Annotated in this window: 19 protein-coding genes; 6 read left to right on the top strand and 13 right to left on the bottom strand. The window is 65.3% G+C overall.

What is annotated here, in order from left to right; genetic code table 11:
• Both A5784_RS08960 and A5784_RS08955 read right to left on the bottom strand, forming a co-directional pair.
• Positions 1-1,164, bottom strand: a 1,164-nt coding sequence (locus A5784_RS08960) for an AI-2E family transporter (RefSeq protein ID WP_082944724.1), incomplete at its 3' end; no start/stop codon positions are given.
• A gap of 100 nt (positions 1,165-1,264) precedes the next feature.
• Positions 1,265-2,341 carry a cholesterol dehydrogenase/isomerase gene (locus A5784_RS08955; RefSeq protein ID WP_064944417.1) on the bottom strand — a complete coding sequence of 359 codons (1,077 nt, stop codon included), beginning with the start codon at positions 2,339-2,341 and terminating at the stop codon, positions 1,265-1,267.
• 397 nt (positions 2,342-2,738) lie between these two features.
• On the opposite strand from A5784_RS08955, the gene A5784_RS08950 reads away from it, so the two are divergent.
• Complete coding sequence (locus A5784_RS08950) at positions 2,739-3,014, top strand: hypothetical protein (RefSeq protein WP_197514674.1); 276 nt, start codon at positions 2,739-2,741, stop codon at positions 3,012-3,014.
• 3 nt (positions 3,015-3,017) lie between these two features.
• On the opposite strand, the gene A5784_RS08945 is transcribed toward A5784_RS08950, so the two are convergent.
• On the bottom strand, positions 3,018-4,211 hold the full coding sequence (locus tag A5784_RS08945) for a cytochrome P450 (RefSeq protein ID WP_064944413.1): 1,194 nt from the start codon (positions 4,209-4,211) through the stop codon (positions 3,018-3,020).
• A gap of 166 nt (positions 4,212-4,377) precedes the next feature.
• Between A5784_RS08945 and A5784_RS08940 the strand changes: the two genes are divergently transcribed.
• Positions 4,378-4,929, top strand: coding sequence for a TetR/AcrR family transcriptional regulator (locus tag A5784_RS08940; RefSeq protein ID WP_064944408.1), 552 nt, complete (start codon positions 4,378-4,380; stop codon positions 4,927-4,929).
• Here A5784_RS08940 and A5784_RS08935 read toward each other — a convergent pair.
• The 4 genes from A5784_RS08935 to A5784_RS08920 are packed head-to-tail and all read right to left on the bottom strand — an operon-like array spanning position 4,926 to position 9,815.
• Positions 4,926-5,816: a formylglycine-generating enzyme family protein gene (locus tag A5784_RS08935; RefSeq protein ID WP_064944406.1), complete on the bottom strand. Its 891-nt coding sequence runs from the start codon at positions 5,814-5,816 to the stop codon at positions 4,926-4,928. The genes A5784_RS08940 and A5784_RS08935 overlap by 4 nt on opposite strands.
• On the bottom strand, positions 5,809-6,714 hold the full coding sequence (locus tag A5784_RS08930; RefSeq protein ID WP_064944405.1) for an HAD family hydrolase: 906 nt from the start codon (positions 6,712-6,714) through the stop codon (positions 5,809-5,811). Before A5784_RS08930 ends, A5784_RS08935 begins: the two co-directional genes overlap by 8 nt.
• The gene (locus tag A5784_RS08925; RefSeq protein ID WP_064944403.1) at positions 6,711-8,264 is read right to left on the bottom strand and encodes an arylsulfatase; all 1,554 of its coding nucleotides are present in this window, start codon (positions 8,262-8,264) and stop codon (positions 6,711-6,713) included. Before A5784_RS08925 ends, A5784_RS08930 begins: the two co-directional genes overlap by 4 nt.
• Positions 8,265-8,267: 3 nt before the next feature.
• On the bottom strand, positions 8,268-9,815 hold the full coding sequence (locus A5784_RS08920; RefSeq protein WP_064944401.1) for an arylsulfatase: 1,548 nt from the start codon (positions 9,813-9,815) through the stop codon (positions 8,268-8,270).
• Positions 9,816-9,977: 162 nt separating this feature from the next.
• Here A5784_RS08920 and A5784_RS08915 point away from each other — a divergent pair, with 162 nt between their 5' ends.
• Positions 9,978-10,253, top strand: a complete 276-nt coding sequence (locus A5784_RS08915) for a dsRBD fold-containing protein (RefSeq protein WP_064944399.1) — start codon at positions 9,978-9,980, stop codon at positions 10,251-10,253.
• Position 10,254: 1 nt separating this feature from the next.
• Here A5784_RS08915 and A5784_RS08910 read toward each other — a convergent pair whose 3' ends face one another.
• The 4 genes from A5784_RS08910 to A5784_RS08895 are packed head-to-tail and all read right to left on the bottom strand — an operon-like array spanning position 10,255 to position 13,477.
• Positions 10,255-11,385: a 3-beta-hydroxysteroid dehydrogenase gene (locus A5784_RS08910; RefSeq protein ID WP_156750461.1), complete on the bottom strand. Its 1,131-nt coding sequence runs from the start codon at positions 11,383-11,385 to the stop codon at positions 10,255-10,257.
• Between the two features lie 51 nt (positions 11,386-11,436).
• Positions 11,437-11,649: an exodeoxyribonuclease VII small subunit gene (locus A5784_RS08905; protein ID WP_064944397.1), complete on the bottom strand. Its 213-nt coding sequence runs from the start codon at positions 11,647-11,649 to the stop codon at positions 11,437-11,439.
• Entirely contained in the window at positions 11,646-12,899 is a 1,254-nt protein-coding gene (gene xseA / locus A5784_RS08900; RefSeq protein ID WP_064944395.1) for an exodeoxyribonuclease VII large subunit, read from the bottom strand. The genes A5784_RS08905 and xseA overlap by 4 nt, the downstream gene beginning before the upstream one ends.
• Positions 12,896-13,477 (bottom strand): lipid droplet-associated protein, encoded by a 582-nt coding sequence (locus A5784_RS08895; RefSeq protein ID WP_064944393.1) that lies wholly within the window; start codon positions 13,475-13,477, stop codon positions 12,896-12,898. Before A5784_RS08895 ends, xseA begins: the two co-directional genes overlap by 4 nt.
• Before the next feature lie 53 nt (positions 13,478-13,530).
• Here A5784_RS08895 and A5784_RS08890 point away from each other — a divergent pair, with 53 nt between their 5' ends.
• A complete protein-coding gene (locus A5784_RS08890) occupies positions 13,531-14,532 on the top strand; it encodes a 4-hydroxy-3-methylbut-2-enyl diphosphate reductase (RefSeq protein WP_064944391.1) in 1,002 nt (333 codons plus the stop codon).
• A 6-nt stretch (positions 14,533-14,538) separates the two neighbouring features.
• Here the strand turns inward: A5784_RS08890 and A5784_RS08885 are convergent, their stop codons facing one another.
• On the bottom strand, positions 14,539-15,762 hold the full coding sequence (locus A5784_RS08885; RefSeq protein ID WP_064944389.1) for a DUF6542 domain-containing protein: 1,224 nt from the start codon (positions 15,760-15,762) through the stop codon (positions 14,539-14,541).
• A gap of 84 nt (positions 15,763-15,846) precedes the next feature.
• Here A5784_RS08885 and ychF point away from each other — a divergent pair, with 84 nt between their 5' ends.
• The gene (ychF, locus tag A5784_RS08880; RefSeq protein WP_064944387.1) at positions 15,847-16,920 is read left to right on the top strand and encodes a redox-regulated ATPase YchF; all 1,074 of its coding nucleotides are present in this window, start codon (positions 15,847-15,849) and stop codon (positions 16,918-16,920) included.
• A gap of 66 nt (positions 16,921-16,986) precedes the next feature.
• Here ychF and arr read toward each other — a convergent pair whose 3' ends face one another.
• Complete coding sequence (arr, locus tag A5784_RS08875; RefSeq protein WP_064944385.1) at positions 16,987-17,397, bottom strand: NAD(+)--rifampin ADP-ribosyltransferase; 411 nt, start codon at positions 17,395-17,397, stop codon at positions 16,987-16,989.
• 443 nt (positions 17,398-17,840) lie between these two features.
• On the opposite strand from arr, the gene A5784_RS08865 reads away from it, so the two are divergent.
• A complete protein-coding gene (locus tag A5784_RS08865; protein WP_064944381.1) occupies positions 17,841-19,484 on the top strand; it encodes a serine hydrolase domain-containing protein in 1,644 nt (547 codons plus the stop codon).
• Positions 19,485-19,504 lie beyond the last annotated feature (20 nt).

The raw sequence follows: 19,504 nt of genomic DNA, 5'->3' as shown, positions 1-19,504 counted from the left end.
GCGGGGGGGCTCGTTCTTGTTTAAACGACACCGGGTCTGGGTGGCGGGGGGGCGCAACCGAGACCACAACCGCTTGCGGGGCGCCTCGGCCTCGTGCACCTCGAGTTCGACGCCCTTGTAGACCGCCAGATAGACGCTGACGGTGGTGACGATGATGATCATCAGCACGGGGCCGATCACCAGGCCGAAGAAGCCGAACATCGAGATGCCTGCGAAGACCGCCAGCAGCATCAGCGCGGGGTCCAGTCGCGCGGTCCTCGGTACCAGGAACGGGCGCAGCACGTTGTCGATGTTGGTGACGACCAGCAGATGCCACACCACCACGAAGATGCCGCCGGTGACGTTGCCGAAGAACACCATGCCGATGCCGAACGGGATGGTGACGATGCCGCCACCGAGCGGGATCACCGACAGCGCGGTCAGCAGGATCGCGAAGATGAAGAACCCTTCGTGGAAGCCGCCGATGTAGATGGAGGCCGCGCCGGCGACGCCCTGGCACAGCGCGATGACGAACTGCCCCTTGACCGTGCCCTTCACCATGGCACCGATCTTGGCCAGGTACAGATCGGTGATGTCCTCGCCGAGCGGGTTGAGCCGCCGGATCAGCGTGAGAACCTCGTCCTGGTTCACCAGCAGCGAGATGAACACGTAGAGGGCGATGATCGACGAGGTGATGGCGCCGACCATCCCGCCGACCGCGCCCTGCAGGACCGCGAGGAGCCACTCGCCGATCCGCTGCGACACCGAGACGATGGTGCCGCGCAACGATTCCGCGGTGACGTGGATGTGCAGGAACGGCACGCGCTCGAGCAGGGAGTTGACCAGATCGAGGGTGCGGGTGCCCAACGTGCTGAGGTCGGTGGCGGCCACCCAGTTGCTGACTGCGTTGACCATCTGGGTGACCTGCACGATGCCGAGGAATACCAGCAGCGAGACCGGCACGATCAACAGCAGCAGCGCCCACAGCAGTGTCAGGGTGGCCGACAGCCCGGTGCCGAACCGGCGCAGCAGCCGGTGATACAGCGGAGAGAACAGGTAGGCGCCGACGGCGGCCATCACGATCAGGATGAAGAAACTGCGGAGGAAGTAGGCCCCGAGCAACAGTGCGATGATGGTGGTGACCGCCAAAGCGCGTCTCTGGGTGAGCGTGAATTGGTTGTCCATGCCGCCTTCCCGCCGTTGCGCTGACCTTATCGTCCGGCGGGCTCGTCGTTCGGCGGCTATGCTCCGGCGAGTTTCCTGACGTGGCCCAGCTCAGCGGCGGTCATGCGTCGGCCATATCCGGGCTCGGGTCGCCCCACTTCCTGGCTATCGCCTTCCACACGTCGGCGTACTGCCCGGGATAGTTCTTGTATACGGACTTCGACCGCAGGAACCTGCGGATCAGCGGTGCGACCACGCCGATCGGGAAGCGCCTCCATCCCGCGTTGGCGCTGGTATCTGCCAGCAGTTGACTCCACGAGTGATGCTGGAAGCCGAGCACTTCCTGCGCGCGGGTGGTGTCCATCCAGTCGGTGGCGAACCACGCCGTGTCACTGTCCGGATCGCCCGGCCTCCCGAGCGGCAGACCGCCCCTGATTCCCATGGCCGCGGCCGCCTGGGAGCCGACTGCCGACTGGGTGTGCCGATGCGTCTCGGGGTCGCCGCCGATCAGCAGCACTTCCCGGTTGGCGTCCTGGGTTGTGGTGGCCTTTGCGAAGGCCTCCGCGACGTCGCGCACGTCGACGGTCTGCAGCCGTCCGTCCGCGGGCAGCACGCTTTCGAACGAGATCAGGTCGACATCCATGTCGAGGCTGAACTCGCAGCTCATCACCCCGCCCAGGCGCAGGATCAGCCAGTCCAGCGTGGACGCTCGGACCAGGGCTTCGGCCTCCACCTTGTGGGCGCCGTAGATATCGGACGGGTTGGTCGGGGTGTCCGCGGTCAGCACATCGGTGATTCGGTGCGGATTGCGGGCACCGTAGACCGCGATGCTGGAGGCCTGCACGAAGCGTGGCGGTCGGGCCTGCGCCTCGGCCGCTCGCAACAGTGCTGCGGTGGCGTCCACGTTGACCTTGCGGGCCAGTCCCCGCCGCATGTAGCAGAACGGCGGGATGATCGCCGCGAGGTGAATGATGGCGGCGGGGGAGACCTCGGCGACGAGTGCATTGACTGCCGCGGCGTCGGTCAGATCGGCCCACCGCACCCGCACGTCGGGAGGTAGCTGGGCGGCGGCTTTCCGGTTGGGCGGTACGTCGAGGTCCGTCGCCACGACCTCGCATCCCGCGGCGGCCAGCGTCTGCACGACCTTTGACCCGACCAGCCCGAACGCTCCGGTCACAAGAACGGTGTCTCCCGACATGAGGCTCCTCGCTAGAACGTGTTGCAACAGTAGCGAACCGTGCTGTGGTACGCGTCACCATCAAGGCCGCCGATTCCGCCGGCCGTCGAGCAGCGATTCGCTTACCCCTTGCCAGCAACCTGTCGAGATGGACTGCACTGGGCAGGAGATCCGTACGGCGAATGCGGGTGACGTTGCCGTAGTTGCATGAGATCTAGATCACTATCAGGGCCAGAATGTGATGGCCCGTCCCCGGCCGTCGATTCTGTGACGATTTGCCCGACGACCATTCATATTTCGATTTGTCAGTTTGCCTGATGGGTCTGCATTGTGGCTGTGGAGAAGAAAAGAAAACGAGCAGATCGCAGGTGATTGTGATGTACTCGGTTGCACTCGTCGACAATTGGGGAGGTGCGGAATGTCAGAAGATGTCGTAGCGGGGGTTAACGACAGCGGATCGGAACAGGTTGCCGGTCAGATAGCTGTGGGCACACCGGTCACGGTGTATCCCGGAACCGACGATGCCCTGCATGGGGTCGTCGTCGAGGACTTCGCGGATCTGGCAGGCACCGCCGTCGAGATCGCCGGCGAGCGGATCGTGGGACCGGCTCGACGGTGGGCCGTCAACCTCGATGACGGTGGCTTGGTGTTCGTCGACGACGACAGCATCGCCGCCGACCCACAAGTGGCCTGAGCTTCACCGCACAGCCAGCGGCAGCCGACTCAACCGGCGCACCAGCAGGCTGGGGAGCCATTCCGCGTCCCCGGCCGGCTCGATGACGCCTGCGGCCCCCAACAGATGCGTCAACACGACCCGCGCCTCCAGCCGCGACAGCGCGGCGCCCACACAGAAATGAGCACCTCTCCCGAACGCCACGTGGCCCTTGGCGTTGGCACGATCCATTCGGAAATCGTGCGGATTCTGGAACGCCGCCGGATCCCGGTTGGCCGCACCCCACAGCAACAGCAGATGCGATCCGGCAGGCATGGTCGTCCCCGCCAGCGTCGTATCTGCCAGTACGTGGCGGAAGTGGCCTCGAAACGGTGACTCGTACCGCAGCACTTCCTCCAGGAACACCGGGATCAGGCCCGCGTCGCCGCGGAGCCGGTCGGCGACGTCAGGCCGTTGCGCCAGGACCTGCACGGCGCTGCCGATCAGCGACGCGGTGGACTCCGCGCCTGCGCTGACCAACTGGATCAGCATGAACGCCGCGGTATCGGTGCCGAGCCGCTCCGTCGCGCAATACGTCGCGAAATCGCCCATCAGGTCGTCGCCCGGGTTGGCCGAAGCCCGCCCGAACTGTTCGACCAGGTAGCCCCCGAGTTCGACTGCTGCGACACCGGCTGCCATCAGGTGCTCCTGGTCGACCACACCGTCCAGCAGCTGGGTGCTGGCATACGCCCAGGTGACCAGCTGGTCCACGTCGGCGGCGGGCAACCCGAGCAACCGTGCCACCACCAGCATCGGCAACCGGTCGGCCACGTCGGCCATCCAGTCGAAGTCTCCGGTCGGGATCAGGTCCGCCGCGGTCGCGGCGATGAACGGCTCGAGCTCGCGCATCCGTCTGGCCGCCAGCCGCGGCACTACCAGCTTGCGGTGGACGGCGTGGATCGGATCGTCAGCGGTCGCCAGCACGTGCGTCGCGCCGCCCGGACCCTCCATGGCGAACTCGGCGACCGTGCCGTCCGGTTGATGCCACATGGCGGCGGTCAGGTTCGACGAGAAGTCCTGCGGGCGCGCGGTGGCCTCGACGACGGCTTCGAATGACGTCGCGGCGTAGAACGTCGATTCGCCGATGCGCTGCACGGGGTCCGCGGCGCGCATGCGGTCGTAGAGGGCATAGGGGTCCTGCAAGCAGGCCCGGTCGAATAGGTCGTGTGCCAGGAGCATCAGCCCAGGTTGACGGCCTGTTTCGGGCGTCGTCAACGGGCTGGACCGAAGTTGATATGCCGATCCGGCGACGGGTGGCGGCTGCCGTCTCAGCGCCCATCGGCACGCTGCGACGATGCTGCGATGAACATGCACTTTCGTCTCAAGATGAGATAATCTGGCGGCCATGTCTCCGCGTGGTGACGACTGGCTGGTCGGGGGTGATCGGCGTGCGCATGCCGCCGAGCGCATATATGCCGCCGCCACCGAGTTGGTCGCCCGCGACGGTCTCGACTCCCTCGACATCGACGCCATCGCCGCGCGTGTGCACTGCTCGCGGGCGACGGTGTACCGGCACGCCGGCGGCAAATCCGAGATCCGGGACGCCGTGCTGTCGCGATTGGCGGCCCGGATCGTCGGCGAGGTCCGGCGTCAGGTGAACGGGCTCGCCGGGCCGGACCGCGTTCGGACGGCAATCGTGGTGGCGCTGCGGCTCATCCGGTCGGATCCCATGGCCGACTTGCTCCTGACCTCGCTGCGCAGCGGCAGTACAGGCGGGTTGACCGAATCACGCGTGCCCGCGGCATTTGCCACCGAACTGAACGGCCTTGCCGAGGACGATCCGGTTGCAGCGGCCTGGATCGTGCGCCTGGTGTTGTCGCTTCTGGTGTGGCCGGGCGCCGACGCGGACGCCGAGGAGGAGATGCTGCGCCGGTTCGTCGTTCCCGCGTTCGGCTAGGGGCGTTTGACGCAGCGAAAACCGATGTGGCTCATGCCGGTGTCCACCATCTGAGGGCGCCGCGCGGCGGGCCGGTAGCGCATGCAGTAGCTGTCGGCGCACAGGAACGATCCGCCCTTGATCACCTTGCGGCCGATCTGGAACTGCGGTTGATTCGGATCGTAACTGTCTGCGGCACAGCAGGTTTGCGTCGACCGGTCAGCGCCGTACCAGTCGCTGGTCCACTCCCAGACATTGCCTGCCATGTCGAACAGTCCGTAGCCGTTGGGTGGGAAGCTCCCCACCGGTTTGGTGGTGCCGTAACCGGTTTCGGGCAGATACGGGAATTCGCCGTGCCAATAGTTGGCCAGCTGCTGCCCGGGCCGCTCCGGTTCGTCGCCCCACGTGTAGGCCGCACCGGCGAGTCCGCCGCGGGCGGCGGTCTCCCATTCGGCCTCGGTGGGCAGTGCCAGGCCGGCCCAGCTTGCGTAGGCCTGAGCATCCTCGTACGCGACGTGCACCACAGGGTGGGTCTCACGCCCGCGCAGCGACGACCGCGGACCGCGCGGGTGGTTCCAGCACGCGCCCGGGGTCCAGCGCCACCACAGGTTGAGGTGCCGCAGGTCCACCGGGCCCGGAGTCCGTTGGAACACCATCGAGCCGGGCACCAGATTCTCCGGCGGCGCATCGGGAAAGTCGGCGGGGTTCAGTGCGCGTTCGGCAACCGTCACATAGTTCGTGGCTGAAACGAACTGTGCGAATTGGTCATTGGTCACCTGGTGGGACTGGATCCAGAATCCGGCAGTTTCGACCTGCCGCACCGGGCCTTCCTCGGCGTAGTGCCGATCGGAGCCGAGCAGGGTGGTCTGCGCCGGTATCCACACCAGGTCGCTGGCCGGTTCAGTCAAAGATCCGAGCCCAGTCGTCACGCATGCTCGCCACCGCCCAGCCGCGGTCACCGGCCAGCGCCAGGGCGCGCTCCGCGCCTGCGGTGTAATCGAATTCGCGTTCGGCGTCGTCGTGGCGCAGCAGCAAGCTCAGCGACGGACCGGCACCCGCACTGGTGTACTCGAGCATCTCGATGTCGCCGTTGGAGTTGCCTGCCGCGAAGATCGGGCGCCTGCCCACCCGTCCCCAGATACGTACCGGCTTGACCGGCCCGTCGTCCAGAAACTCCGGTGTCGCCGTGGTTTTGAGGTGCCCGTCGACGAAGTCGAGCCCGACCGAACTGCCGATCACCCGTTCCGGCGGAATGCCGTACATCACCGTGGTGACCGGACGCATGAAGTCGCGGCCGCCGCCGGATGCGATGTAGGTGGTGAAGCCGTTGGCCTCGAGGTAACGCAGCAGCTCGACCATCGGGCCGTAGCCACACGAGGTGTACGGCCGCTTCAGCGTCGGATGCTGCGCGTCGGCGAAGAACGCCTTCACGCACTCGGCGTGGTCCTCGACCGGCAGCCCGGCATAGGCCGAAAGGATGCCGCCGGCAAGGATTTTCAATGCCGAGTCGTCACCGTTGTAATGCTTGGTGACGGCGTCGCCGAACCAGCCGAGGTCGCCGGATGCCGCCGCGGCGTAGGGCTGCTTGGCGGCGAGTGCCGGATCGGCCGCGGCCTGTTCGGCCAGCCTGCGCACCAGAAAATCCAATTGGATGTAGGCGGGCTTCTCACACCACAACGTGCCGTCGTTGTCGAACACCGCGACCCGGTCCTCGGGGGCGACTTCGGCCGTGGCCCGGCCGGTGAAATCGACGATCGCCTCCTTCACCGGCCCGTCGTTCCACGACTGCAGTTCGGCCACGCTCACCCGCCCCGGGAAGCCAGGAACTTCTCGAGTTCCTCCACGGCGTTGTTGATGGTGAACGACGCCGGCTTCTGCCGCGGCGGAAACTCTTTGAAGGTCTGCAGGAACTGGTTGACGATCGCACTGCCGTAGAACATCAGGTACAACCGATCGATGAGCCAGTCCCAGTAGGTGTTCGAGGTGACGTCGGCATGCTCGAACGGGTCGGTGCGCAGGTTGAACAGCTTCGGCGCGCGCAGTTTGGTGAACGGTTCGAACCACACCTCAAGCGTGCCCTGGCAGCGCTGCTCCATGAACACGATCTTCCAGTTGTCCGCCCGGATGCCCAGCACGTCACCGTCGTCGGAGAAGTAGATCATCCCGCGCCGCGGCGACTTGTCGACCTCGCCGGTGAGATACGGCAGCAGGTTGTACCCGTCGATGTGGACCTTGTACTCGGTCTCGCCGTCCGCGCCGGCCTTGTGTCCGGCTTTCAGTTTCTCGACGATGTCCGGGTCTCCCGCCGCCGCGAGAAATGTCGGCAACCAATCATGGTGTTGCACAATCTCGTTCGATACGGATCCCGGCGCGATCTTGCCCGTCCACCGAATCACCTCGGGGATTCTGAACGCGCCTTCCCAGTTGGTGTTCTTCTCGCTGCGGAACGGGGTCGTCGCACCGTCGGGCCAGCTGTTGGCGTGCGGGCCGTTGTCGGTGGAGTAGATGACGATGGTGTCCTCGGCGATGCCGAGTTCGTCGACGAGGTCCAGAAGCGTGCCGACGTTGCGGTCATGGTCGATCATCGTGTCGTGGTACGGCGACTGCCAGCGCCCGGCCTGCCCCTTGCTCTCCGGCTTGGTGTGGGTCCGGAAGTGCATGTGGGTCATGTTCATCCACACGAAGAACGGCGTGCCGGACTCGTGCTGGCGTCTGATGAAATCCGCGCAGGCCGAAGTGGTCTCGTCGTCGATGGTCTCCATCCGCTTCTTCGTCAGCGGGCCGGTGTCCTCGATGCGCTGTTTGCCTACCGGCCCGTACCGCGGGTCGACGTCGCCGGAATCCTCCTCGGTGGCCCAGGAGTGGATCACGCCGCGGGGTAGGAGCGCCTTGCGCAGTAGCGGGGCTTCCTCCGCAGTGGGATAGTCGTCGTGCTCGGGTTCCTCCTCGGCGTTGAGGTGGTAGAGATTGCCGAAGAACTCGTCGAAGCCGTGTGCGGTCGGGAGGTACTTGTTCAGGTCGCCGAGATGGTTCTTGCCGAATTGCCCTGTGGCATAACCCAACGGTTTGAGCAGCTCGGCGATGGTCGGGTCTTCCTTCTGCAGGCCCACGTCGACGCCGGGCATGCCCACCTTGCTCATGCCGGTGCGGTAGACGCTCTGGCCGGTGATGAACGACGAGCGGCCCGCGGTGCAGCTCTGCTCACCGTACGAGTCGGTGAAAAGCATTCCCTCATTGGCGATCCGGTCGATGTTGGGGGTCTGATAGCCCATCATGCCTCGGCTGTAACAACTCAAGTTCCAGATCCCGATGTCGTCGCCCCAGATGACGAGAACGTTCGGTTGTGAGTTCGGCATGGCTCAATCCTTTGCTAGGTATTCGTGCAGCTTTTCGACCACTTGGTCGACGCTGAAGCTCGCTGGTGGGTGCCGCGGCGGGAACTCCTTGAAGGTCTCGAGGAACTTCGTTGCCATCGCGGTGGCGTAGAAGATGAAGAAGTCGTGTCGCAGCAGCCACTCGTAGTAGGTGTTCGAAGTGATGTCGGCGTACTCGTACGGGTCGGTGCGCAGGTTGAAGATCTTCGGCACCCGAAGATGCGTGAACGGTTCGGCCCACACCTGCAGCGTGCCCCGGCAGCGTTGCTCGAGGAACACGATCTTCCAGTTCTCGAACCGCATCGCGACCAGGTCGGCGTCGTCGGAGAAGTAGAAGAACCCGCGCCGAGGGCTCTCGGCTACTTCGCCGGTGAGGTAGGGCAGCAGGTTGTAACCGTCGATGTGCACCTTGTACTCGGTTTGTCCGTCGGCGCCGGCTTTGTGGCCGTTCTTGAGCTTCTCGATGATGTCTGGCTCGCCTGCGGCGGCCAGCAGCGTCGGCAACCAGTCGTGGTGCTGCACGATCTCGTTCGAGACCGTGCCCGCCTCGATCTTTCCGGGCCAGCGGATGATTTCGAGGACCTGGATACCGCCCGGCGTCGTGTCCTTCTCGCTGCGGAACGGGGTGGTGCCGCCGTCGGGCCAGCTGTTGCGGTGCGGGCCGTTGTCGGTGGAGTAGATGACGATGGTGTCCTCGGCGATGCCCAGTTCGTCGAGCACGTCGAGCACTGTGCCGACGTTGCGGTCGTGATCGATCATGGTGTCGTGGTACGGCGACTGCCAAAGTCCCGCTTGCCCACGGCTTTCCGGCTTGGTGTGGGTGTAGAGGTGCATATGGGTGAAGTTGCACCACACGAAGAACGGGTTGCCTGCGTCGTGCTGACGCTTGATGTAGTCGACGGTCGCGTCGGCGATGTCCTCGTCGATGGTCTCCATGCGCTTGGTGGTCAGCGGGCCGGTGTCCTCGATGGTCTGCTTACCGACCGGGCCGAATTTCGGGTCGTCAGGTTCGGTCGACACCTCGGTGGTGGCCTTGCACTTCAGCACGCCGCGCGGCTTGGCCAGGTTGTAGAGCCGCGGGTACCGGTCCTCGTGTGGGTAGTCGAAGTTCTCCGGCTCCTCCTCGGCGTTGAGGTGATACAGGTTGCCGAAGAACTCGTCGAACCCGTGCAGGGTAGGGAGGTATTTGTTGAGATCGCCGAAGTGGTTTTTGCCGAACTGTCCGGTGGCGTAGCCGAGCGGTTTGAGCAATTCGGCAATCGTGGGGTCTTCTGCGGCCCAACCGATGTCGACGCCGGGTACGCCTACTTTGCTCATCCCGGTGCGGTACACGCTCTGCCCGCTGATGAATGCCGCCCGACCGGCGGTGCAGCTTTGCTCGCCGTATGAGTCGGTGAAGCGCATGCCCTCGTTGGCGATGCGGTCGATGTTCGGGGTCCGGTAGCCCATCAGCCCGTCGCTGTAGCAACTCAGGTTGCTGATGCCGATGTCGTCGCCCCAGATGACCAGGATGTTCGGTTTGCCGTCAGGCATGAAAGCCCCTTCGTAGCGGATCAACCTGTCTCCGTTGGACTTTATGCGGTGCGGACGACCAGCGCGGCGGGTTGGAGACTGCGGGAAGAGAAATTTACGCCAATGTCCACTCTGGCGTTGCGGACGGCGACGGCGCACGCTGGAATGCGGAGGTTGATCGACATGTACGACAAAGATCTGTCCAACAAGTGGATCGTCGAAATCGAGTTCTCCGAGGACGACATTCACACCCACGCCTCAGCGCACGCACAGCTGCCAGACGGCGTCGTCACGACAACCGGGGACGCCTACCGCAATCCCAAGGACCCGAGCGCGCCGACGGTCGGTGAGGACATCGCGGCTGCCCGCGCGCTGATCGCACTGGGCACCGAGCTGTTGCACCTGGCGTCAGCCCGGATCGAGCAGGGCACCCACCACCCGGTGCACCTGTATCGCTGAATCAGGCGAGCGCCGGCTGCTTGGCCAGCCCGGCCTCCATCTGGCGGAACAACTCGACGTAGTAGGGCATGCTCGCGGTCATTGCCTGCTGCGTGGTGAACAGCGGCGTGTACCCCAGGTCGCGCTTGGCTTTGGCGATCGAGAAGTAGTTGTTGAGGTAAAGCCGTTCCACGGCAAGGGGTTCGATCAGCGGCTCGGGGATGCCGAATTTGAAGTGCAACCGCTGCCACAGCGTCATGGCCTTGTGTACGAGCCGGCCCGACACCCGGACGTTGGGAAGCCGGCGCCCGCACGCCGCGATCACCGGGCGGGCGAACTCGAACATGTTGATCGGATCGCCGTCGTTGATGAAGTAGGCCTGGCCGGGAGCCGTGCCGCCCGGCACAAGATGTTCGGCGGCGAGGATGAAACCGTGAATCAGGTTGTGCACATAGGTGTTGTCCAGCTTGATGTTCTTGTTGCCGACCAACACCTTGACGTGCCCTGCCAGCACGTTCTCGAAGACCTTGCGGAACATCGTCTGGTCGCCGCGCCCCCAGATGCCGCTGGGGCGGATCGAGCATGTGAGCATGTCGTGCTCGCCGTTCTGGCTGAGCACGAACTTCTCGGCCACGACCTTGGTCTCGGTGTAGAGGTCGTTGAACCGTTGGGTGTACGGCAGGGTCTCGTCGCCGTTGACGATGTTCTGGCCACCCATCACCACGCTGTTGGACGCCGTGTAGACGAACCGTTTGACGCCGGCCGCCTGTGCGGCGTGCACGAGGTTTCTGGTGCCCTCGACATTGACGGCGAAGCTGCGGTTCCGGTACTCGTCGGTCACCGAGGCGCCGCCCATGAGATCGATGATGGCCGCGGTGTGGAACACGGTGTCGATGTCTTTGACGGCTTGGGCCACCGTTTCCGGATCGCAGATGTCGCCCTGCAGCACCTCCAGGCCGGCGTGGTCGCCCAACGTCGACGGGGCCCGATCGAAGGACCGCACGCTGTATCCGCGGTCGAGCAGTTCACTCACCAGGTTGGCGCCGACGAAGCCGGAGCCGCCGGTAACCAGCACGCGGCCCAGTTCACCGCGGATGCGAGGAGCAGAAGAATCCCCGCTCTTGAGAGATGCGTCACCCATGGCGGAGAGCATAACTGAAACATGTTCCAGTTTCGAGCGCGTTCAGCAATGTCGCTTGCTCAATCAATCGTCGTCACCATCTCTTGCGGCGAGGGCCTGCTCCACCCTGTTGCGGGCTCCGGCTAAGTGTTCCTCGCAACGTTTAGCCAGGGCTTCGCCTCTTTCCCAGAGATTCAGCGAAGCGTCGAGATCGAGCCCGCCCTGTTCGAGTTGCTGCACGACGGCAATCAGTTCGTCGCGGGCCTCTTCGTACCCCAGCTCACTAATGGGCTTCATTTCGATCCTTCTGCCGTGCTGTTTTCGGGGCCGTCGCTTACCGCAGCGACCACGCCGTCGGACACTCGAACCCGCAACTGGGTGCCCCGCGGAGCGTCGGCGACTGAACGCAACACCGAGGGATCGCCCGTGGCCGGCACGGTCTGAACCACCGCGTAGCCGCGCGCCAGCGTCGCGGCCGGGCCCAGGGTGGTCAGCCGGGCCGACAGGTGGCCGATCGTCTCGCTCTCGGCCGAGATCAACCGGGTGATGTCGCGTTGTGCGGTGGCCCGCGCCCGCTGAATCTCGTCCTCGCGGGCAGCCAGCGAGGACAGTGGCAGGGCCAGCACCGGACGGCTGCGCAGCTGATCGAGGTGGTGCTGTTCGCGATGTACCCAGTTGCGCAGCGCGCGCGCACTGCGCCTGCGCAGGTCGGTGACCAGGGCCTGCTCTGCGGCGGCATCGGGCACGATGCGCTTGGCGGCGTCAGTCGGTGTGGCCGCGCGCAGGTCGGCGACCAGATCGCACAGCGGGTTGTCCGGTTCGTGGCCGATCGCGCTGACCACCGGTGTGCGACAGGCGGATATGGTCCGGCACAAGGTTTCGTCGGAGAACGGCAGCAGATCCTCGACACTGCCCCCGCCGCGGGCCAGCACGATGACGTCGACGGCGGGATCCCCGTCGAGGGCTGCGAGTGCCTCGACGATCTGCGGCACGGCGTTGGGGCCTTGCACGATGGTGTTGCGGATGTCGAACCGCACGGCGGGCCAGCGCCCGGCTGCGACCGTGGTGACATCGTGCTCGGCTGCCGACGCGCGCCCGGTGATCAGCCCGATGGTGTTGGGCAGGAAGGGGATTGGCCGTTTGAGTCGCGGGTCGAACAACCCTTCGGCATCCAGCAGGCGGCGCAGCCGGTCGATGCGGGCGAGTAGCTCACCGATACCGACGGCGCGAATCTCGCTGACCCGCAACGAGAATGAGCCGCGGCCGGTGTAAAAGTTGGGCTTGCCGCAGATGATCACCTGGGTGCCCTCGGTGAGTCTGACCGGGGCGTTGCGCACCAGATCTCGCGGGCAGGTCAGGGTCAGCGACATGTCGGCGGCCGGGTCGCGCAGCACCATGAACACGGTCTTGGAGTCAGGACGCACCTTCAGCTCGGTGAGCTGACCCTCGACCCACACCGCCCCGAGCCGGTCGATCCACTTGGCGACGCGCGTCGCGACAGCACGAACCGGCCACGGGTTCTCCGGTGACTGGCCGGGTTCGGTCACTTCGCGGTCGCGCGGGTGATCCTGTTGGTGAGCAGCGTGACGAACGGTGCGCGGGCCCGGCCGGCCTCCTCATAGGCCAGCAGAGCCTCAAGATCCGCGACGCGCAGCGAGGTCAGCCGAGCCCGCAGCTGCGCGAGCGTCAGAGCGTCGTAGTCCACCTCGCCGACGATCGCGGGCACGGTGCTCGTCGCGGCCGGATTGGGAGCGGCGGCCCGGCCATTGCCTGCGACGCTGCCCGCGCCCGGCTCGCCCGTGCTGTAGAGGGCGAACCTGCCTTCGGTACGACGTTCGCCTTCGGTCTGCGGGCCTTGGTCGTCGCCGATACCGGTGTCGAGGTCTTCGTCGAACGTCGCCCACTCGGGCTGTTCATCCTTGGGCGGAAACAGCTGCTCGAGCGTCTCGTCACCCTTGATGACCAGCTCGGCGAGGTTCTGCTGCACGTGCATGAAGAGGTTGGCGGCCTGGCTGACCACGGTCATCGGGTACGTGAGAATGGTGTGGGGCAGCCTGCGGGTCTCCTCGATCGCCGTCACCGCCGCGCCTACGAGCAGCCGGACCCCATACGGTGCAGTTCCCATGGCCACCAGACTACGGCTGGCTCACTCAAGGCGGCTCCCCGTACCCTGGTGACATGCCGCCAACAGTGAATATGGGTATCCCGGGTGCCTCCAGCTCGGTGAGTTCCGGCGTGGCCGGCAAGCGCGTCCTGCTGGCTGAGCCGCGGGGCTACTGCGCAGGCGTCGACCGCGCCGTGGAAACCGTCGAGCGGGCGCTCGAAAAGCACGGGGCGCCGGTGTACGTCCGTCACGAGATCGTTCACAACGTGCACGTGGTGCAGACCTTGGCCAAGGCGGGCGCCATCTTCGTCGACGAGACCGACGAGGTGCCGGAGGGCTCGATCGTCGTGTTCTCCGCGCACGGTGTCGCGCCGACGGTGCACGAATCCGCTGCCGACCGCGATCTCAAGGTCATCGACGCCACGTGCCCGCTGGTCACCAAGGTGCACAACGAGGCCAAGCGGTTCGCCCGTGACGACTACGACATTCTGCTGATCGGCCATGAGGGCCACGAGGAAGTGATCGGCACCGCCGGCGAGGCGCCCGACCACGTCCAGCTCGTCGACGGCCCCGACTCGGTGGACAACGTCATCGTCCGCGACGAGGACAAGGTGATCTGGCTGTCGCAGACCACGCTGAGCGTCGACGAGACGATGGAAACCGTGCAGCGGCTGCGGGAGAAGTTCCCCAAGCTGCAGGATCCGCCGAGCGACGACATCTGCTACGCCACGCAGAACCGCCAGGTGGCGGTCAAGGCCATGGCACCTGAATGCGAGTTGGTCATTGTGGTCGGCTCGCGCAACTCGTCGAACTCGGTCCGGCTGGTCGAGGTGGCGCTCGGCGCCGGATCCCGCGCCGCTCACCTCGTGGACTACGCCGAGGACATCGACCCGACCTGGCTGGATGGCGTCACCACCGTCGGCGTCACGTCCGGGGCGTCAGTGCCCGAGGTCCTGGTCCGCGGTGTGCTGGAGCGGCTCGCCGACTACGGCTTCGACACCGTCCAGCCCGTCACCACGGCCAACGAGACGCTCGTGTTCGCGCTTCCGCGGGAAATCCGTCCGCCGCGCGCCTGAGCGCGTTCAGCCGTCGTACTCCCAGGTGTTGTCCCGGCCGCGCGTAGATGAGCGCGGCCGGCTCCTGTATTCCCTGCGCTCGTCTTCGTCCTCGGCGCCGCGGTAACGCACCCGCGAGACCGGGTGGTGGGTCGGGTGGCCGTTCGAACTGCCGTTGCCGTTGCCGTTGCGGGGTGCTTCGAACGGGTCCTCGAACGGCTGATAGTCGTCGAACCGTCGCCGGCGCGGCTGCCGCTCTTGGGCGGCGGCGCTGTGGCGTTCCGGCGGGGGCTGTTTACGAGGCTCACGCGGCTGGGTACGCACCCGGCGGCGGGCTTCGGCCGGTGGCACCAAAGGCGGCTCGGAGGTTCGTGGCGCCCGCGGCCTGCGGGGCCGCTCAGGCAGTGGCTCGCCGAACTCATCGAGCGGCGGGCGGCTGGGCCGAGGCCGCGGAGCGGCGGTCCGTTTGGTCGCCCGGCGCTCGGTACCCGCCTCTTCGGCTGCCGCGGGACGACGCCGCCTGGGCCGGTCGGTGCGGTCGGGCCGGTCAGGCCTATCGGCGGTGCGGTCCGCACGGCTGGTTCGGCTCGCGCGCTCGGCCCGCTGTGAACGGTCAGTGGTCCGCCGCCGCGGTGGTGCCTCATCGGCAGACGCCTGCGCCGAGGATCGTCGCGTTGCGGGTTTGCGGAGGATCAGGCCTGACAGCTTCGTTGTGACGACTGCCACAATTCCGGTTTTGGTCGCGGCGACGGTCGTATTGCGCGTCTTGGCGCTCTCTGTGTCCTCGGCCTTCGCGGCCTTGGCGGCGCTGTGTCGGGTGGCCAGGGCGAAATACCAGCGGGCCAGGCCGATCAGCAACACCGCGGCCGTGGTGAACAGCATCAGCGGGAAACGTTCGATCAGCGGATACCCGCAGTTGATGGCCAGGTCTTTGACCCCGCCCAACTGGCCGCCGTGGAACAGGAAGTACGACCCGGGTACCGCCACGAACAGGATCAACGGCGGCTGGATCACCGCCGTGAACACCCCGGATTGCCGCACCGCGAGCACCGCGCCGAGGCAGCCGAGGACGTAGCAGACCGCGAAGAATGTGCTGAGTTCCCGGTCACCGGATCCGGCGTCGAAAGCGAAGCCGATCGCGGTAGCCGTCACAGCCAGCAGCACAGCACCCCACCACGGCACACCAGGCCATTTGGGGTACACAGAGCGATGGTCAGCCGGCACTGCCGACTGTGCGCGCTGTCCGGACACAGGTAGACCGTACCGGCTCGACGGCACCGCGTGCCGCCAGCGCGCGCTGGCGTGCCCCCGACACTCTGGCAGACTGTGGTTCCTGTGAGCCTGAACCTGGGAATCGTCGGTTTGCCGAACGTCGGTAAGTCGACTCTGTTCAATGCCCTGACACGCAACAACGTGTTGGCGGCCAACTACCCCTTCGCGACCATCGAGCCCAACGAGGGGGTGGTGCCGTTGCCGGATCCGCGCCTGGACGAACTCGCGAAAATGTTCGGCTCGGAGAAGCTGGTTCCGGCGCCGGTCACGTTCGTCGACATTGCCGGGATCGTCAAAGGCGCATCCGAGGGAGCGGGGCTGGGGAACAAGTTCCTGGCCAACATCCGCGAATGCGACGCGATTTGCCAGGTCGTTCGGGTGTTCACCGACGACGACGTGGTGCACGTCGACGGGCGGGTCGATCCGCGCTCGGATATCGAGGTCATCGAGACCGAGCTGATCCTCGCCGACATGCAGACGCTGGAGAAGGCGGTGCCGCGGCTGGAGAAGGAAGCCCGCACCCACAAGGACCGCAAGCCCATCTACGACGCCGCGGTCGCTGCCCAAGAGGTGCTCAACAGTGGCAAGACGCTCTTCAGTGCGCGCGCTGACGCGTCGCTGCTACGTGAGCTCAACCTGCTCACCACCAAACCGTTCCTCTACGTGTTCAATGCCGACGAGGGCGTCCTGACCGACGAGGCCCGCAAGAACGAACTGCGTGAGCTTGTCGCGCCGGCCGACGCGGTGTTCCTCGACGCGAAGATCGAGGCGGAACTGCTCGAGCTCGACGACGAGTCCGCGGCCGAGCTGCTTGAGTCGATCGGGCAGACCGAGCGCGGGCTCGACGGACTGGCCCGGGCCGGGTTCCACACGCTGCGCCTGCAGACCTATCTGACCGCAGGGCCCAAAGAGGCACGCGCCTGGACCATCCACCAAGGCGACACCGCACCGAAGGCCGCAGGCGTCATCCACAGCGACTTCGAGAAAGGCTTCATCAAGGCCGAGGTGGTGTCGTTCGACGACCTCGTCGCGGCAGGGTCGATGGCCGCGGCCAAAGCGGCAGGCAAGGTCCGCATGGAAGGCAAGGACTACGTCATGGCCGACGGCGACGTGGTGGAGTTCCGCTTCAACGTGTAGGGCCTGAGCGGGCGTGACGACGATTGCGAGTTCTGCGGATTCTCGCAATCGTCTGGCGAATCCGAACTAATTGATGATTTCGCCGCGCTCGTCGGCACGGACTGCCGCCAGCCGGTCTCGCCACATCTGAAGAGCTTCAGGTGTCAGGCGCGTCCAATCGGTGATCTCGCGGACGATCCGCAGCGGCTCCGTGCTGCGATAGGACCGGGTGGGATTGCCGGGGAACTTCTTGTCGGTGACGTTGGGATCGTTCTCGAACTCCCCGGTCGGTTCCACTTCATAGACTCGCGGGGCCCCGTCGCCTGCGGCGAGTTCTGCCGCGAGGCCTGCACCATCGCGCAGCGCGGTGAAATAGATGTGGTTCATCACGATCTCGGGCCGGTAGTTGGAACGGAAGCCGGCGGTGAGATGGTCTCCCACCCGCAGTTCGGCCTTTGTGCCGTGAAAGAAAGGCCCGTCGTCCATAACCTCGTCCATCTCGACAGGTTACAAACGGGGACGACATTCATCGGTGCTGGAAATGTGGTGGTCAGTCGTTGACTCTGCGGCTACGGCGAGATGCTCTCGAACGTCTGCGCCCTCATCGCAGAGTCAATGGCTTTGGACGATGTGCTAGTCGACTGCTCAGCAGTGAGGTCGCCGGTTGGCGGCGGCGCAAGATGCCGGCTGACGCGTTCTAGCGCCCAGTGGGCTCGCAATTCGTTGACGTTCATGGCGACCGTCCGGCTGAGCGCCTCGGCGTGAGTGTCGTTGAGTAGCGGATTTGCGATGGCGCAGCTACCCGCTTTCGTCGCCAGCACGACACCGGCCGTTCATCCTGTCAGTTAGCTGAAAGGATATTCTCTGCCGTCCGACGAAGAGGAGGATGAAACCTCGTCAGGCCCTCATCTCCCTAGTCAATCGCTTGGAGGCGAATGAATATGGGCACTCCCGTGGTTAACGTCGGCAAGTTTGCCAGCGCTATTGAGGCGCGACTCAACAACTCAGTAGTTGGCTATTCGTTCGTCGTCGGAGGCGCCGCCGTTCCCGCCGTGAAACACAGTGCGGGCTCAGCGCGAACGGCCGCCAATGCTCCGGCACTCCCGTTCCTGACGTCTACGCCCACCGGCGTCGGCAGCGTCTCGAAATTCATCACGGCCATCGCAGCCGTGCAACTACTGGATCGTCCCGACGCGGGCGGTGTCCAGGGCTGGAACGTCCTCAACGCGGATCTCGATACTCCGATGTACAAGGCCTTGCCCCCGTACTGGACCCTGCGCAACGACATCCAGCAGATCACCTTCCGTGACCTGCTCACGCATACCAGCGGCCTCCCGGCCGAAGGTGCCCAAGGGGAGCCGGGGCAGGACTACTTCAGTCTCAAGAAGTATTTGTCCCCGAACCCGCCGGCAGGCTCGACGCCACTGGGACCCCGAGGCTCCGCCGCGTACAGCAACTTCGGCTTCGGTCTTTTCCGATTGCTGCTGCCGAACATCGTCGGCCTGGTTCCTACCGATGATCCGGGACAGTACGAGCAGCAACGTGCTACCCAGTACGCCCTCCAGTATCAGGCAATCTTGAACGACAACATCTGGGGACAGCTCAATATCACCGGGCCCTCGCAAGGCACCCCCGCAGGCAACAATCACGCGTTCATGTACACCTACCCGGGCAATACCTCGGGCTACGACTGGAGTCAGTGGAAGTACCCCGGACAGACCGCGCCCGGTGAGGGGCAGCCGCTGTGTGCCGGGGCAGGAACCGCCTGGGTGTCGATCGATTGGTTTGCTCCGGTCTTGGACAGCATCAACAAGATCGATCAGCGCCTCCTCACCCTTGAGCAGTGGGAGCACATGCAAGGCATCGGCGTGCCCAGTGGATACCAGGGTTTGGGCATGGGCATCGATCAACTCAGCGTGAATGTGAACGGCAACCAATATCGGTGGGTCGAGAAGAACGGTGGCCTTGGCTGGTTTGTCAGCTCGGGCGGGGGTTCGCTGTCGGCGTCGGTGGCGTTCTTCGGCTCGATGCAGCCCACGTCGAACCCGGACAACGGACCGTTCTACGCCGCGTTGTGCGTCAATTCGGATATCTCGGGAGGGCCGGGCGCAAACAACGCCTGGTTCTACTGCCAGAAATGCAACACGCTCTTCACCTCGCAATCCGGCGGAAACCTGTGCCCTGCCAATGGAAAAGCGCACACAACGGGCGGTCAATACATCCTCAGTACCGCCCAACAGCCTGGTGGCCAAAGTGGTTGGCGTCAGTGCTCGAAATGCGCGGCGCTGTGTTACGAGCCCGGGTCGACCGACCCAAGTAATTGCAAGGCCGGCGGCCGTCATACGCCTACGGGCAACACGTTCGTGCTGAGCCAGAGTGGTCAGAGCGATACCGAACATCAGGCCAACTGGCGGTGGTGCAAGAACTGCGGTGTGTTGGCCTACTCGGGCGGTGCGGCCAGCGCTGGATCATGTGCTGCCGGCGGCGCGCACCAGTTCGTCCTCAGTGGTAGCAACTACGCGGTCCAGGTCTTGATCGGCGCCGACACGGTACTGTTTGAGGCCTTCAAAGCGGCGACGATGTGAGCGTTCGTCGTTGACTCTGC

This window comes from Mycobacterium sp. 852013-50091_SCH5140682 (assembly GCF_001665685.1).
Lineage (GTDB): Bacteria > Actinomycetota > Actinomycetes > Mycobacteriales > Mycobacteriaceae > Mycobacterium.
Note: the sequence above shows the minus strand (reverse complement) of the source record. Positions and strands in the feature narration are given on the sequence as shown.

What these genes read in the sequence shown, in the direction of transcription:
- A5784_RS08955 (WP_064944417.1), bottom strand. Translation starts at nt 2,341, where the DNA reads ATGTCGGGAGACACCGTTCTTGTGACCGGAGCGTTCGGGCTGGTCGGG.
- A5784_RS08950 (WP_197514674.1), top strand. Translation starts at nt 2,739, where the DNA reads ATGTCAGAAGATGTCGTAGCGGGGGTTAACGACAGCGGATCGGAACAG.
- A5784_RS08945 (WP_064944413.1), bottom strand. Translation starts at nt 4,211, where the DNA reads ATGCTCCTGGCACACGACCTATTCGACCGGGCCTGCTTGCAGGACCCC.
- A5784_RS08940 (WP_064944408.1), top strand. Translation starts at nt 4,378, where the DNA reads ATGTCTCCGCGTGGTGACGACTGGCTGGTCGGGGGTGATCGGCGTGCG.
- A5784_RS08925 (WP_064944403.1), bottom strand. Translation starts at nt 8,264, where the DNA reads ATGCCGAACTCACAACCGAACGTTCTCGTCATCTGGGGCGACGACATC.
- A5784_RS08920 (WP_064944401.1), bottom strand. Translation starts at nt 9,815, where the DNA reads ATGCCTGACGGCAAACCGAACATCCTGGTCATCTGGGGCGACGACATC.
- A5784_RS08915 (WP_064944399.1), top strand. Translation starts at nt 9,978, where the DNA reads ATGTACGACAAAGATCTGTCCAACAAGTGGATCGTCGAAATCGAGTTC.
- A5784_RS08910 (WP_156750461.1), bottom strand. Translation starts at nt 11,385, where the DNA reads ATGCTCTCCGCCATGGGTGACGCATCTCTCAAGAGCGGGGATTCTTCT.
- A5784_RS08905 (WP_064944397.1), bottom strand. Translation starts at nt 11,649, where the DNA reads ATGAAGCCCATTAGTGAGCTGGGGTACGAAGAGGCCCGCGACGAACTG.
- A5784_RS08895 (WP_064944393.1), bottom strand. Translation starts at nt 13,477, where the DNA reads ATGGGAACTGCACCGTATGGGGTCCGGCTGCTCGTAGGCGCGGCGGTG.
- A5784_RS08890 (WP_064944391.1), top strand. Translation starts at nt 13,531, where the DNA reads ATGCCGCCAACAGTGAATATGGGTATCCCGGGTGCCTCCAGCTCGGTG.
- arr (WP_064944385.1), bottom strand. Translation starts at nt 17,397, where the DNA reads ATGGACGAGGTTATGGACGACGGGCCTTTCTTTCACGGCACAAAGGCC.
- A5784_RS08865 (WP_064944381.1), top strand. Translation starts at nt 17,841, where the DNA reads ATGGGCACTCCCGTGGTTAACGTCGGCAAGTTTGCCAGCGCTATTGAG.